Here is a 14,016-nt window from a genome sequence, read left to right as displayed (position 1 = left end):
TTCCCTGAAATTTTTGCCAAAGTATCGCTTCGCCTTTTTTAGATTTTTTCTAAATTGGGAATTCCATTTCAAAAGCAAACGCCATGACGACCGAACAACAAACCGCCATCGAACAAGAAATTGCCCAACTCAAAAGCACCCTTACGGGCAACATGTTTCAGGATATGGATGCACGCGACCGTATCCACAACCTGGAGATGCAGCTCAAGGGCATCAAGCCAGTAGATAGTCATTTTGACTGTGTGGGCTGTGGAAGCTAATTGATTTCCAAACCTAAACGAAAAGGGTTTTGTCGGTTGTCCCAAAAAAGCAATAGATAGACCCTTTTTTCATTTTCGTTCACTTTGTAAAACAAGGTCGTGTTTTGGTGCAAAAACCCATGGTGGACATGCTCACGGCCCTCTAGTTTTTTGAAAATCCTTGGGTCCAAAGCAATAGTTTCGATCAGGGAGTTTGCTCTGTTAATGAATTTTTCGAGTTCTTTTTCGCCGAAAAAATTGAATAGATAATCGCAAATTTCTTCAAATGACCGGAATGCGCGATCGGTCCAGATTACTTCATAATCCATACTTGGATTTGATTTCTTCCATAGCTGATTGATGCGTGCGGTATTTTTTTTCGGTGATTTCCTCCTCAGCAATATCCAGCAGCCTATTGATCGTTTCCAATTCATTTTCCCCATCAGGTGCCATAAATTCATAATGGTGCTGTTCCAAAAACTCCGTGAGCACTTTTTCCTGTTGGGGATTGCTGATTTTCACCAAGATCGTTTTCATAACCGACAATGAATAATTGTTTGACAAAGATACTTTTGCTGTAATTTAGGTAAAATTCCTATGCAAGCCATCCGATACTTTGTCATTTATAAGCCCTTCGGCATCCTCAGCCAATTCAGCGGAGGGGAAGACACCTTGAAGTCTTTGGGGGATTTTCCATCGGATGTGTATCCTGTCGGCCGGCTTGACAAAGACTCCGAGGGCCTCCTTATCCTCACCAACGACAAGACGCTCAACCACTACCTGCTCAATCCAAAGTTTCACCACCAGCGAACGTACTTCGCACAGGTAGAAGGCATTCCCGAACCGGAGGACCTGAAAAAGCTCGAATCGGGCGTGGACATCAGCATCGAGACGGGAACCTATCGTACCAAAAAGGCGATTGCCCGAAAACTCGCCCATCCACCTGCGCTTCCGGAAAGGAATCCGCCCATTCGCTACCGGAAGTCTGTCCCTGATACCTGGATCAGCCTGACCCTGATCGAGGGTAAAAACCGCCAAGTCCGCAAGATGACCGCAGTCGTGGGATTTCCCACCTTGCGCCTGGTACGCTGGTCGGTGGAAGACCTTACGATCGAAGGCTTCCAAGTCGGCGAAGTACGCGAAATGGAAAAGGACGAAATCTACCGCCTGCTGAGGGTTCAGAAGATTTTTTTAAAGCAGGAGGGGAAAGTGGGGAAACGCTAGTCAATTACAGAACAATCACTTTTTTGGCTCAAGGGATTTCTTGGAACCCTTTTGATCCGCAAGTTTTCTCGTCATCAGTGGATTTGTTTCTATATGCGGTTGGAGATTGAGAGCGTGTAAGGCGATAGCAACTATTCTGGTTTTAGGTCACTTTTTAGCGCAAAAAAAATTGGGTACGATGCCCTTAACTTCGTACCCAATTCTCATCAACCGGTTTGCCGATTCAGTCTAAACTAGTCAAGTATAGTGCCTCCTCTGAAGGAACCCTCGACATCGATAATTCTAACCACAGGTTGTGATGCGTCTGTCAATTCGGCCTGTCCTTTAAATGTTCCTTCTATGGTTCGTTTGAGCGGGCTGTAATTAACAAAGGTAAGCTCGAAAGGAGGTGGAACATCCACATTCGACTTTCGGATTCTGAAAAAGGCTCTCGGAGTACTTCCTGGAATAATTCCTGCTACAAAAGGATCGGTGCTTTTTCCGGTTGGATTTTGGCCATCTATACGGATCTGGATACAAGCATTTTTTCCGGGTGAAGCATTGCAATCATACATAATCTCGATAACTAGGCTTCCATACTGATTTATCACGAAATTTTGGCCTCTTGTAGGTACAAGTAAACCAAACCGGGGTCTTCCTTCGTCGACAGTCAAATAGTTTTCGAGGAGCTTGTAGGAATACTCATAATCCTGTCCGTCGATTTTTACCTTCGCAAACATGACGTCTTCGGGAAATGTGGTTGTTTCGGGAGCTTCATCTGTTTCGCTGCAAGAGAGAAAGGTAAATGCCAATAGCATTGCAAAAATGAGACTGTTTTTCATAAGGCTTTCGTTTTTGAGAAAGTTATTGTTAATTTTTTACCTAACAAATAGTGATTAGGTAATTTTGCTGATTTTTTTAGGTAAAAAGTAATACTCTAAAAACCAATATCGATGACCCCTTGGGTTTGGCTATGATGAATGTTCTCTTCTATCAAAAAATCCCTTTGATCTTGAGGGCAAGGTGATTCCAAATGCCCCAATTTTTTTAGCTTTGAGGCCTTTCCTGCTTGATTTATGCAGGATTTGAAAATTGACCCTAAACAACAAATATGGTTTTCTTCGGTACTCGGGTGACACAAGTCGCGACGGAAAAAATTGCTTACGAGTGTCCAAATTGTGGCACCAAGAATAGTGTTCAAATGTTCGTATTCCAGCGTTTTGCGCACGTCTTTTGGATACCGGTGTTCCCTATGTCCAAGACAGGTGTTACCGAATGTTCCCATTGCAAACAGGTTTTGCGAAAAGAGGAATTTCCCCCAAGGTTTAGAGATAGCTATGAAATTTTGAAGTCAAAAAGTAAGACCCCGATTTGGACCTTTTCGGGGCTGGTTTTGTTCGCAATTTTTGTTGTGGTGGGAGGAATCAGAAGTAACCAAAATAAGGAAAGAAACGCCGAATTGATTTTGTCCCCTCAGAAAGGGGACGTGTATGAAATCAAACTGGACTACAAGCAATATACGCTTTACAAAGTCGATGAGGTGGTGGGAGATACGGTTTTCGTGTTGCCACATCAGTATGAGACCAATAAAAGGAGGGGAATAAAGGACTTAAAAATGAGGGGAGATGATGACTTTGTGCTGGAGCGCTTTCCTATATTGAAGGAAGAATTAAAGGTCAAATTGGAAGAGGGTGAGATTATGAACGTCGACCGAAAATAACCTCGAATTTCTTTCCACAACCTCCATTTTCCATCAAGACTCCTGAAGGCTTAGACTGAATAGGTTCACTACTTCCCTTTGGTTTGACCCATCAATTGGCCATCCGCGGTTGGTTAGGCTGATGTTTTTATTCTTATCACACCATCACCAGCCCATATTCCCGCAGTGAGCGCCAGGGTTTTGAGCCTAGGAACCTGTCAAACTCGCCCAAATTAGCCGAGCTGTAGCGCTGCTCGAAATCCGCAAAAGTCATTTCCTTTTTTCCCGGTTTGGGCATCATTTCACGGACCATGGTTTCCAACCATTCACCTTCTCTTTGGCTGACGGAGATGGTATCGGTGCCATTCTTGTTTTCGATCACCATACGATACGTGGTCGTTTTTTTACCTTTTTTGAGGTTTTCGGATATCTCCAGTTCGGGCATGTTGCCCAGCCACACCATCTTGGCGTTGGGTTTCATCACCTTGCCGGTTTCGACCATAATGGCGTTTTCGATAAAATGCGGGGATACCTTCGTCTTGGGGATTTTGAAATCAAACCATTCCTGCAGCGGAAATTCGAAGCATATTCCATGCATGTAATTGAACAGGGCTTTTTTCAGTCCTTCGCCAAAAAGCTCATGATCGGCACCCTCGGGATCATCGTGGCTGAGGTCATTGTCTGCAAACAGCCCCAATTCCGGTCCTGTCCGCACGACTCTGAACGCTCCGGGATCTATCCCGATTGGTGCATGGGAAGTCATTGCAAACAAATGCCAAAACCCCGATTGCAGGACGTTGTTCAGGAAGAATTGCCGTACCATTTCGAGGCTATCGATGGTTTCTTGGGCGGTTTGTGTCGGGAAACCGTACATCAGGTAGGCATGGACCATAATCCCGGATGCGGTAAAATTCCGGGCGACACGCGCCACTTGGGCGACCGTGACGCCTTTCTGCATCATCTCAAGAAGCCTATCTGAAGCAACTTCCAATCCGCCCGAAACGGCAATGCAGCCCGAAGCCCGCAGCAGCCGACAGAGGTCTTCGGTAAATCTTTCCTCAAAGCGGATATTGGTCCACCAGGAGATTTTGAGGTTTCGCTTCAGGATTTCGATCGCCAATTCCCGCATGAGTGCGGGCGGCGCCGCTTCATCCACAAAATGGAATCCCGTCTCGCCCGTCTGCGCAATCAATTCTTCGATACGGTCACAAAGGATCTGTGCACTAACGGGTTCGTAGTTTTTGATATAATCCAAGCTGATATCGCAGAAGGAGCATTTTTTCCAATAGCAGCCATGTGCCATCGTCAGCTTGTTCCAGCGCCCATCCGACCAAAGCCGGTGCATGGGATTGGCGATTTCGATGACGGAAAGGTATTTGTCCAATGGCAAACCGGAGTAGTCAGGCGTACCCGTTTGGCTGAAGGGAATGTCCATGTGCTTGGCGCCGTTGCAATAGCGGACTTTTCCATCCATGAGTACGAAGGTCCGTTTGAGTTCCGCGATTTCCCTTTTTCCATCCAAATGCTCCAGAAGACAGGTCAGTGGCCTCTCCCCATCGTCCAAAGTAATGAAATCCAGGTATTTGAAAACCCTTGGTTCCTTGAGTGAGCGGAGTTCCGTATTCGGATACCCGCCGCCCATGGCGACTTTGATGTTTGGGAAATGGGTCTTGATGAATTTTCCGCAACGCAGTGCACCGTAAAGATTTCCCGGGAAAGGCACGGAAATGCAGATCAGGTACGGATCGGTTTCTTGAATCAGTCTTTCCAATTCCTCCAACAAAAACTGATCGGTAAAGGACTCCGGACCCTCCAATGCGTCGTGCAGCGGATCAAAAGATGTCGCCGACCTTCCCAAGCGCTCTGCATACCGGCTGAAGCCAAAATGCGGGTCCAAAGCCTCGCTGATCAAATCCCCGATGTCCTCGAGGTACAGGGTGGCAAAATGCCTTGCCTTGTCCTGAATCCCCATGGTGCCAAAGGCCCAGTCCAGATCATCCAATTGCGCAAACCGGGAGGCCTGCGGCAAAAAATCCCCTTCGCAGATCGTGTAGGCCAAAGTCGGATTGTCGAATTGCAGGAAGCGAATCACCGGATCAATAGTGTGGAGGTAATCCTGCCGCAGCTTGACGATGCGTTGGCAGTTGACTGACAAGTGCTTTAGCCCGCGTCGTTCTATTGCCTCAAACACTTTTGTCAAGCCTTCTTTCGAAAAAATCCTCAAAATTACCCGAATTCCAAGGTCACTTTGGAATGCCTTTTTACCAATCGTATTCAGGTAACCCTTGATGTAGGCAGTCGCCGGGTAGGGGGTATTGAGTTGGGTAAAAGGCGGGGTTATAAGGAGAATGGGTTTGGACACGGGAAAATGGTTTGGTTCAAATTTCAGGAATTTCTGTGATAACCTTTTACAAAAGAAAAAAGATGCTTCGAGGCTTCTATCTTGGTTTGTGAATTTCACACCGTGTAGGTTCATTGATTAACCTGCCCGATTACGCTGAGCTGGGTTTCGGAAATCAAGTATTTTTGGGAAATTTTGCGAGTTTCTTTTTCCCTTTTCCCCCAATCGCCCGTTTATCCATTCATGCAATCCAAAATTGATAGAATTATTATAATTTAGGCGGGCTTTTGGGATGTGTGATTTTCCACGATCGTAAAGGCCAGAATTAAACCAACACCAAGATCCAAGATGCATCAGGAGAAAATCAAACAGGTCATTGAAGAAGTAAAAAAAGTAGTCGTAGGCCAGGACCGGATGGTCAATCGTTTGCTGATAGGCTTATTCACCAATGGGCACATATTGTTGGAAGGCGTACCGGGACTTGCCAAAACCCTAACGGTAAATACCTTGGCCAAAGTGCTGCATCTGGATTTCAGAAGGATCCAATTTACCCCGGATCTGCTTCCCTCCGACTTGATCGGTACGATGATTTATAACCAACAGGAAGCAAACTTCGAAGTCAAGAAAGGGCCAATCTTCGCCAATATCATCCTTGCGGATGAGGTGAACCGATCTCCTGCAAAGGTACAATCAGCCTTGCTCGAAGCGATGCAGGAAAAGCAGGTCACCATCGGTGAGACGACATTCCAATTGGATAGACCCTTTCTCGTTTTGGCGACACAAAACCCCGTCGATCAAGAAGGAACCTATCCGCTGCCCGAAGCACAGGTGGACAGGTTTATGATGAAGGTGCACATAGATTATCCCTCCAAGGCTGATGAATTGGAAGTCATGCGGCGTATGGCCAATATGCAGTTCAATTCCGAAGTCAATGCAATCCTTTCCAAGGAGGATATTTTTGCCATCCGTACCCAAATCAACGAAGTCAAAATCGCCGAGCCACTGGAGAATTATATCATCGAGCTTGTCTTCGCGACAAGGTTTCCTGAAAAGTATGGTTTGAAGGACGAAGCGAAGTACATACAGTTCGGTGTTTCTCCCCGCGCAAGTATCAATTTGAATCTTGCATCCAGGGCCGTGGCTTTTATGGAAGGCAGGGATTATGTCCTTCCAGAGGATATCAAAGCGGTCGCGGAGGATGTGCTCAACCACAGGATTATCCTCAATTATGAGGCGGAGGCAGACAATGTGAGTACCCGGGATTTGGTGCGGATATTCCTCGAAAAAATCCCGATTAACAAAACCGTAACATTGAAATAGGCCCAAAAGCCGCAAAAACGAGATCCCCGGGATACCGGGGATTTTTTTTGTACCTCAGTTTAATTCAATATTAAATTCCGAATTGATTTTTAAAAAAACCGTAAAGCGGAAAATTCTACCAACCATTTTTTTTGAGTCAGTTTTGCAGCGTATTCAACAAATATGCTAACTAAACTTAACTCTTATGAGAAAATTTAATGCCCTGTTGTTCATGTTCTTGGCGGCAGTTCTCGTCTTCACGAGCTGTGGCGAGGATCCAGAGCCAGACAATCCAGTTGCAATTAGTGGAATCCCAGCAACTGCAACTATTCCTGCGGGAGGTACTGTAGGGCCAGTTACGGCTACGGTGACCGCACCTGATGGATTGGCTTCTTTCGAAGTAAAGAAAGACGGTGCCGTTGTGACGACTGTTCCTTTGAACGGAGAGACTTCTGCTACGCAGACATTCACATACACTGCCACACCTGCCGATGCTGGAAAGAACCTTGTGTTCGAGTTTACCGCAAGAGATAAAAATGGTTCCGTGGCAACTGTCACCCACGTACTGACAGTGCAAGCTGAAGAAACTACTGTCCGTGTTACCACAAACATCACTGGAAAGGTTACATGGGTTGCTTCGAAGACCTATATATTGGCTGGCCGCATCGCTGTTGTTGATGGAGCTGAACTAACTATCGAACCTGGAACAATAATCAAAGGCGAAGTAGGTTCTGGTGCTAACGCTACAGCTTTGATCATCGCGAGAGGAGCGAAGATCTTCGCTAACGGTACTGCTGAAAAGCCGATCATTTTCACATCAGTGGCAGATGAAATCGCGTCTGGCCAAGTTTCCAGTCCAAATTTGGAACCAACAATCACAGGTCTTTGGGGTGGATTGCTGGTCTTGGGTCGAGCTCCAGGTTCTTTTGCCGGTGACGTAACCGAGGTTCAGATCGAGGGAATTCCAGCTTCAGATCCAAACGGGAGATATGGAGGCAACCAGCCTGCGGACAATTCCGGTGTCATCAAATATATCTCCATCAGACATGGTGGTGCCAATATTGGTGAAGGAAACGAAATCAACGGCCTTACATTGGGAGGTGTTGGTTCAGGAACTGTGATTGAAAACGTAGAGGTAATCGGTAACCAAGATGACGGTATCGAGTTCTTCGGCGGAACAGTCAACGTTAAAAATGCAATTGTTTGGAACGCTGGTGATGATGCTATCGACACTGACCAAGCTTGGTCCGGTACATTGGACAACTTCATCGTGCTTTGTGGTTCTGAGACGGACCATGCTTTGGAAATTGATGGTCCAGAAGGGTCATTGCTTGCCGCACATACTGTGAAGAACGGTTCCGTCAGGGGAAGCACTGCAGCAGAATTGGGGGATTTCAGGGATGGAGCTAGAGGCACATTTGAAAATATCTACTTCTTCGGTTTCCCTGATCCTGCGGCAACTGCTGGCAGGGGAGATCTTTCACTTTCTGGCGATAAGACCTTGGCCAACTTTGCAAGTGGAGATTTGAAATTCAATGTGCTTCAAGTGACTTCTCCTGCTGCGGTTACGTTGACGACGGTATTTAGAAACGGAACGCATGTTCATGCTTCTGATGTAGCCTTGCATGCCAATACTATAGGTGCTACCAAGTCAGCCTTTGCTGGCTGGTCTTGGTCAGCAGTTTCTGGAAATCTGAATGACCTTAAATAAACAATGATTAACTCATTGGGGAGCCATCTATGGGGGCTCCCCAATTTGACTTTTTTATACTGCCATAGTCGAATGCTGTACACAACAAAACACTTATATGAAAAAGCTATTTCTAATAGTCTTATTTATCGGAATTAGTCTGTCTCCCATCTATTCGTTTGCCCAGAAGGGTACGATCAGGGGGACGATATTTGATCAAGGCACCGGCGAGCCGCTTTTTGGTGTGTCGGTATTGCTTGTAGGTTCCCAAACGGGTGCTGTAACGGACTTTGAGGGGGATTTTGAAATCCAAGCTGATCCAGGGGTCCATAGTCTGAAAATCACATTTATTTCCTACAACCCACTTGAAATTGGAAATATCGAGGTGACTGCAGGTAAGGTCACTGTATTGGATAACATCCAAATGACTGAATTTACCTCTGATTTAGAGACGGTGACTATCTCCGCCGAAGCGATTAGGACGACAGAGGCGGCATTGATGTCTGTCAAGAGGAACGCGGCCAACCTGATGGACGGGATTTCCAATTCCACATTCAGGCAGATCGGAGATGGCGACGCGGCTGCGGCTATCAAGCGGGTTACCGGTGTATCCGTGCAGGGCGGAAAATATGTCTACATCCGTGGATTGGGCGATAGATACACCAAAACTATTTTGAATGGTGTCGAAATTCCAGGTTTGGATCCGGATAGGAATACCATCCAAATGGACCTCTTCCCTACCAACGTAATCGACAATATCATTGTCTCGAAGTCCTTTACCGCAGAATTGCCAGCGGACTTCACCGGTGGTGTGGTAGATATTGAAACTAGGGATTTTCCTGAGGAAAAAACGATGGTATTGAGTGTGACGGGAGGATATAATCCTGCCATGCACCTTAACAACAATAACCTAGCGATCCAAGGCGGAAAGACCGATTGGTTGGGTTTTGATGACGGTACCCGGACAATTCCAACCCAAGGGATTTCCGATATTCCTCAATTTGCCGAAGTGGTCGGAAATCCAAACAGTCCACGTGGCCAGCTTTTTCAACAAATCCTGAGGGATTTTAACCCGATCCTTGGAGGTACGCAAAAAAGAAGTCCTCTTGCCGACATCGGCATGGGTTATTCCATTGGCAATCAGTTTTCGATCAAAAACAAGAAATTCGGGTATAATCTGGCGTTCACTTACAGGAATGAGACCGAGGTATTCGAAAATGCCGAGTACAACCTTTTTGGGAAACCAAGAAATGCCAATGAATTCAATATGGAGGCACTTGAACTTTCAAAAGGAACGCTTTCTGTCAACAATGTACTTTGGGGAGGTGTAGCTGGCTTGGCATATAAGTCTGAATTTACCAAGATCAAATTGAACTTCCTGCGTCTCCAAAACGGAGAGTCCAAAGTCGGCAGATTTGATTTCTTGAATTCAAACCTCGGTGCCAACTTCGAAGCGGACCAATACAACATTGAGTACAACCAAAGAGCGATGACCAATTTGCTTTTGGCGGGCGAACATTTTCTTGGAAAAGGCAAATGGGAAGTCAAATGGAAAATTTCTCCTACACTTTCTACCATCGAAGATCCAGATGTAAGGATCACGAGGTTTAGGCTTCCCAACAACACTATCGGTACAGAGGTTGGCCTTCCTACCCGAATCTGGAGAAACCTCGAGGAAAGGGGACTTTTTGGAAACCTGAATTTCATCAACAATTACAAGTTCATGCAAAGTGCTGCCAAGTTGAGATTCGGTGGCGCCTATGTCTACAAGAATCGCGATTTCTTGATCGAGAATTTCCAATTTCCAACCGGAAGCACCCAGTTCAATGGTGACCCAAATCAGGTCATGAATGAAGAGAATCTCTTTTCTGCCACCAACAGGAACGGTGTAAGATATGATCCGCTCTTTATCCCAATCAACCCCAACCAGTTCAATTCTTATTTGCAAAACTTTGCTGGGTACGCATCCACTGAGGTAAATCCAACGCCTAGTTTGAAGGCAATCGTCGGATTGAGGGCTGAAAAGTATACGCAATTCTATACGGGTACTAACCAAACCAACACGATCGTGTTTGACAATGAGAGGGTCTTGGATGACTTGGACCTTTTCCCAACTGTCAACTTGATCCAGTCGGTTGGCGCAAATCAAAACTTCCGTGCGGCCTATTCTCGAACAATCGCAAGGCCGTCATTCAAGGAAATGTCTTTTGCGGAGATCATTGACCCAATTACGGGTAGGACATTCATCGGCGGTTTATTTGAAGAGACAACCAATGGAGGTACGGAAGTGCTTTGGGACGGAAATCTCCAAGCGACCAGAATCAATAACTTTGATCTGAGGTGGGAGAAATTCCTGAAAAGGAATGAATTGGTTTCGATATCTGGTTTCTACAAGACCTTCGACAAGCCGATTGAAATGGTCCAGTTCCTTTCCGATCCAGGAGCATACCAACCGAGGAACGTTGGCTCAGGTACGGTTCTGGGCGTTGAACTGGAGCTGAGAAAATCGCTCGATTTTATCACCCCTGCGATGGAGAATTTCTTCTTCAACACCAACATCACCGTGGTGGATTCGCGAATCGAAATGTCCGAATCTGAGTTTAGATCCAGACAACTCTCAGCCCGGGAAGGCGAGCAAATCGATCGCTACAGGGTGATGGCTGGTCAGGCACCTTATTTGATCAATGCTGGATTCTCTTATAACAATCCAATCAATGGGCTTGAGGCTGGCGTCTTCTACAACGTTCAGGGACCGACATTGAACTTTATCGGATTTGGCAATAGGACCGATACTTACTTGGTACCTTTCCATTCCCTCAATTTGAACATCAACAAAACTTGGGGTAAATCAGAAAGGGTACAGACAACTTTCAATATTACCAACTTGCTTGACGACAAGCGGGAAGAAGTCTTTACCATGTACAATGCCGAGGACCAAATATTCTCTCGACTTGCACCGGGAAGAAGGGTTGCCTTCAGAATTAGGTATTCTATTTGGTAATCTGATTTAGATACTGCCAAAAAAGCCTCTGAATTTCAGAGGCTTTTTTGTTGCATCAATGTTAATAAACGGTTAAGTTTACTTAACAATAAATTAACATTGGTATGAAAGCCTATCTCATTTCATTCCTTTTGTTTTTCGGTCTCATAGAAAGCCATCAAACCCGAGCCCTTGGAGCTGCTGACTGGGTCGCCCAAAATAAGCCGAGTAACGTACCCGTTGAGGATTTTTCTTCATTCGACTTTGTATCGCAATGGGAGCAAAGCCATGCGCTTTTTCGGAAGTTGGTGACTAAGTTGGGAAAGGACTACAAAAAGTATAAAGGACATCCCCGATTTCTCAAGTCTCTGTATTACCGGACTGAGATGTATCTATTGGAAGAATATCAGCAATATTCCCTGTTGGAGGATGTGATGCAGGAGGGTAAGTTTGATTGTGTATCGGGATCGTTATTGCTAGCGTCTCTGCTCGATCGATTTGAAATCCCATACAGCATCATGGAGACTTCCCATCATGTGTTTGTCATTGTAGAACAAGGGGGAGAAGAAATCATTCTGGAAAGTACCGGAGGTATAGATGGATTTATCTCGGGCTCTGCAGAAGTAAAAAACTATCTGAGTGTATTTGGGCCTGACAAAACCCCAAACCTAAACCTGAACCCGAGACTCAGGGAACTAGAGTCGATCCTTAATCCATCCATTTATCGGGAGATTTCGATTTCCCAACTCAAAGGGCTTGAGCATTTCAACCGGGCGATATTTTACAACAACGAGGGAAACCTAACTGATGCAATCGAACAGCTGGATGAGGCAAAGAGGTATTATCCTTGTGATCGTGTGTTAGCGATGGAAAATTTGCTTAAAAATCACCGCATTCTTGCCGAAAATGAATGAAAAATACCCTAAACAGGGTATTTTTTTTGACTATGCGCCGTGGTAAATTTGAATCATCAGATTTGAATTTTTCCACGGTTTTTTGATATAAAATGAGGGGCAATAGTTCTACTTTTTGCCCCTCTTATTTTTTTACTGGGTTGGAAAAGGACATTTACATCACCCGCATCATCCATTTTGTTTGGGAAGGTTTTTGGAGGTCGATCAGGTAGCCATTGACGATCGCATATTTCAGTTTGCCGTTTTCAGCCAGGAAAAAACTTGGGTTGTTTCCAGTTCTGAGTCCTTTGGGGTAGGTCTTAGCTGTCTTTAGGATCCAAATCGGGAGATTGTGCAGTTCCCTTTCCTGAGCTTCTTGGACTTTTACCGCAAGGTATCCGGCGTTCAATAGTTCTAAGGCTTCGTCAGGAGTGATGTCGGAGACTTTTGCAAATTCCTTTTCATAGACCTTGCCTTCGACAATCTCAAGACCACTCGCATCCAACTCTTCATAGCCGTAGAATATCGACAGATCACCCAAATCGTCGATCGCGCCCGTTACGAAAAATGATCCATTCGCGTCCGTTTCCCTCCTTCTCACGCCAATGTCCACTTTGTATTTATAGTCTGCATATTTCATTCTCAGGTTTCGGACAATCAAGTCCATCAGGCGGGTGGCATTGTCCGGGATGCTGTAGTAGTCATCCAAGCTGTAGGAAGTATATTTTTGCTCCGCAATTTCCAGCAAGGCATGAAGCATGATCATGAAGTTGAGTTTGCGGATTTGCTGCTTCTCTGGATCGTTTGGATAGCCACCGGACTCAATCAGGATGGTACTTGTGCCCCATTTCTGGAAATTGTCGCCAAACGCCCTGGGCTCGAAGGCGTCGTCGTATTTGCCGACGTGACCGGGAGCTACTTCCTGCATCATCTTGTTCATGCCGACGATCACCTGCATGGCCCTTTTTCGGACGTCATTTACTTCTGTTTCAAAATTGTAAGCCGGTGCCAATACTGAAATCGTGGCAGGTGTTCGAGTCTCTCCAGCCGTATAATAGATCTGCTGGTCGTGGAGATTGAATCCAAATTCCGGAGAAAACTCATCTCTTGCATTTTTCAACAAAACGGCTTCCGGCGACGCCAACGCAAGTGCATCCCGATTCAAATCTATATCAAGAGCATTTCTTCTGATCCATTGGTCCATTCCGTCTGGATTGACCATCGGGATAAATCTTAGCGTCAGTTTACTCAGCAGGGTGTTCCTGATGTCATCAAAGCCGTCATTTTTTCCTTCCAGAAAATTGAAAATGTCAAACAGGGCCATGGTCGCAGTGCTTTCGTTGCCGTGCATCTGGGACCAAAGCATCACTTTGGTTTTGCCTGTGCCGGTTGTCATTTGGTACACGTTTTTTCCCTCGACGGACTTTCCGACTGGTTGTACTTCGAAGTTTCCCTTTCTCGCCGTGACAAGTCCGATGACCGAATCGTACTTGAATCTCCTTTCGGAAATTGATGCCTCTTTGTAGCGCTCGTAGGCTTGTTCCAGTCTCGATGGGTTCGACGGTTTTTCAGCAATACCTGAAGCGCGACAGGCTGGTGCGAATGAAATGGTGATTATCACTAAGGCGAAAAAAAGAATCCTTTGTTGGAAATATAGAGCGGTCATGGCGGT

Annotated in this window: 12 protein-coding genes and 1 pseudogene; 8 read left to right on the top strand and 5 right to left on the bottom strand. The window is 45.7% G+C overall.

Annotated features, from left to right (window positions below):
• The first annotated feature begins 83 nt into the window (after positions 1–83).
• Entirely contained in the window at positions 84–260 is a 177-nt protein-coding gene (locus C943_RS22190) for a hypothetical protein (RefSeq protein ID WP_008624401.1), read from the top strand.
• Here C943_RS22190 and C943_RS03760 read toward each other — a convergent pair.
• Complete coding sequence (locus tag C943_RS03760) at positions 257–568, bottom strand: type II toxin-antitoxin system RelE/ParE family toxin (protein WP_008624399.1); 312 nt, start codon at positions 566–568, stop codon at positions 257–259. The genes C943_RS22190 and C943_RS03760 overlap by 4 nt on opposite strands.
• Complete coding sequence (locus C943_RS21950) at positions 558–776, bottom strand: hypothetical protein (RefSeq protein WP_008624397.1); 219 nt, start codon at positions 774–776, stop codon at positions 558–560. The genes C943_RS03760 and C943_RS21950 overlap by 11 nt, the downstream gene beginning before the upstream one ends.
• Before the next feature lie 60 nt (positions 777–836).
• On the opposite strand from C943_RS21950, the gene C943_RS03750 reads away from it, so the two are divergent.
• A complete protein-coding gene (locus C943_RS03750) occupies positions 837–1,463 on the top strand; it encodes a pseudouridine synthase (RefSeq protein ID WP_008624395.1) in 627 nt (208 codons plus the stop codon).
• Between the two features lie 233 nt (positions 1,464–1,696).
• Here the strand turns inward: C943_RS03750 and C943_RS03745 are convergent, their stop codons facing one another.
• Complete coding sequence (locus C943_RS03745) at positions 1,697–2,284, bottom strand: hypothetical protein (protein ID WP_008624393.1); 588 nt, start codon at positions 2,282–2,284, stop codon at positions 1,697–1,699.
• Between the two features lie 269 nt (positions 2,285–2,553).
• Between C943_RS03745 and C943_RS22610 the strand changes: the two are divergent.
• Positions 2,554–2,742: pseudogene (locus tag C943_RS22610) on the top strand (zinc-ribbon domain-containing protein); the annotation flags it as partial.
• A 114-nt stretch (positions 2,743–2,856) separates the two neighbouring features.
• Positions 2,857–3,162, top strand: coding sequence for a hypothetical protein (locus C943_RS22470; protein WP_245545503.1), 306 nt, complete (start codon positions 2,857–2,859; stop codon positions 3,160–3,162).
• A 136-nt stretch (positions 3,163–3,298) separates the two neighbouring features.
• On the opposite strand, the gene C943_RS03735 is transcribed toward C943_RS22470, so the two are convergent.
• Complete coding sequence (locus tag C943_RS03735) at positions 3,299–5,503, bottom strand: B12-binding domain-containing radical SAM protein (RefSeq protein ID WP_040478939.1); 2,205 nt, start codon at positions 5,501–5,503, stop codon at positions 3,299–3,301.
• A gap of 327 nt (positions 5,504–5,830) precedes the next feature.
• Here C943_RS03735 and C943_RS03730 point away from each other — a divergent pair, with 327 nt between their 5' ends.
• From C943_RS03730 to C943_RS03715, 4 genes are all read left to right on the top strand, one after another.
• A complete protein-coding gene (locus C943_RS03730) occupies positions 5,831–6,802 on the top strand; it encodes an AAA family ATPase (RefSeq protein ID WP_008624385.1) in 972 nt (323 codons plus the stop codon).
• A 184-nt stretch (positions 6,803–6,986) separates the two neighbouring features.
• A complete protein-coding gene (locus C943_RS03725) occupies positions 6,987–8,492 on the top strand; it encodes a hypothetical protein (RefSeq protein WP_008624384.1) in 1,506 nt (501 codons plus the stop codon).
• Positions 8,493–8,589: 97 nt separating this feature from the next.
• Positions 8,590–11,472 (top strand): TonB-dependent receptor, encoded by a 2,883-nt coding sequence (locus tag C943_RS03720; RefSeq protein WP_008624383.1) that lies wholly within the window; start codon positions 8,590–8,592, stop codon positions 11,470–11,472.
• 104 nt (positions 11,473–11,576) lie between these two features.
• Positions 11,577–12,365, top strand: coding sequence for a hypothetical protein (locus C943_RS03715; protein ID WP_008624380.1), 789 nt, complete (start codon positions 11,577–11,579; stop codon positions 12,363–12,365).
• A gap of 154 nt (positions 12,366–12,519) precedes the next feature.
• On the opposite strand, the gene C943_RS03710 is transcribed toward C943_RS03715, so the two are convergent.
• A complete protein-coding gene (locus tag C943_RS03710; RefSeq protein ID WP_008624378.1) occupies positions 12,520–14,010 on the bottom strand; it encodes a M14 family zinc carboxypeptidase in 1,491 nt (496 codons plus the stop codon).
• Positions 14,011–14,016 lie beyond the last annotated feature (6 nt).

It is taken from the genome of Mariniradius saccharolyticus AK6 (assembly GCF_000330725.2).
GTDB classification, from domain to species: domain Bacteria; phylum Bacteroidota; class Bacteroidia; order Cytophagales; family Cyclobacteriaceae; genus Mariniradius; species Mariniradius saccharolyticus.
This window is presented reverse-complemented; position numbering and strand designations above follow the sequence as displayed.

Excerpts from the sequence above, each read along its gene's own strand:
- C943_RS22190 (WP_008624401.1), top strand. The coding sequence starts at position 84 with ATGACGACCGAACAACAAACCGCCATCGAACAAGAAATTGCCCAACTC.
- C943_RS03760 (WP_008624399.1), bottom strand. The coding sequence starts at position 568 with ATGGATTATGAAGTAATCTGGACCGATCGCGCATTCCGGTCATTTGAA.
- C943_RS21950 (WP_008624397.1), bottom strand. The coding sequence starts at position 776 with ATGAAAACGATCTTGGTGAAAATCAGCAATCCCCAACAGGAAAAAGTG.
- C943_RS03750 (WP_008624395.1), top strand. The coding sequence starts at position 837 with ATGCAAGCCATCCGATACTTTGTCATTTATAAGCCCTTCGGCATCCTC.
- C943_RS03745 (WP_008624393.1), bottom strand. The coding sequence starts at position 2,284 with ATGAAAAACAGTCTCATTTTTGCAATGCTATTGGCATTTACCTTTCTC.
- C943_RS03730 (WP_008624385.1), top strand. The coding sequence starts at position 5,831 with ATGCATCAGGAGAAAATCAAACAGGTCATTGAAGAAGTAAAAAAAGTA.
- C943_RS03725 (WP_008624384.1), top strand. The coding sequence starts at position 6,987 with ATGAGAAAATTTAATGCCCTGTTGTTCATGTTCTTGGCGGCAGTTCTC.
- C943_RS03720 (WP_008624383.1), top strand. The coding sequence starts at position 8,590 with ATGAAAAAGCTATTTCTAATAGTCTTATTTATCGGAATTAGTCTGTCT.
- C943_RS03715 (WP_008624380.1), top strand. The coding sequence starts at position 11,577 with ATGAAAGCCTATCTCATTTCATTCCTTTTGTTTTTCGGTCTCATAGAA.
- C943_RS03710 (WP_008624378.1), bottom strand. The coding sequence starts at position 14,010 with ATGACCGCTCTATATTTCCAACAAAGGATTCTTTTTTTCGCCTTAGTG.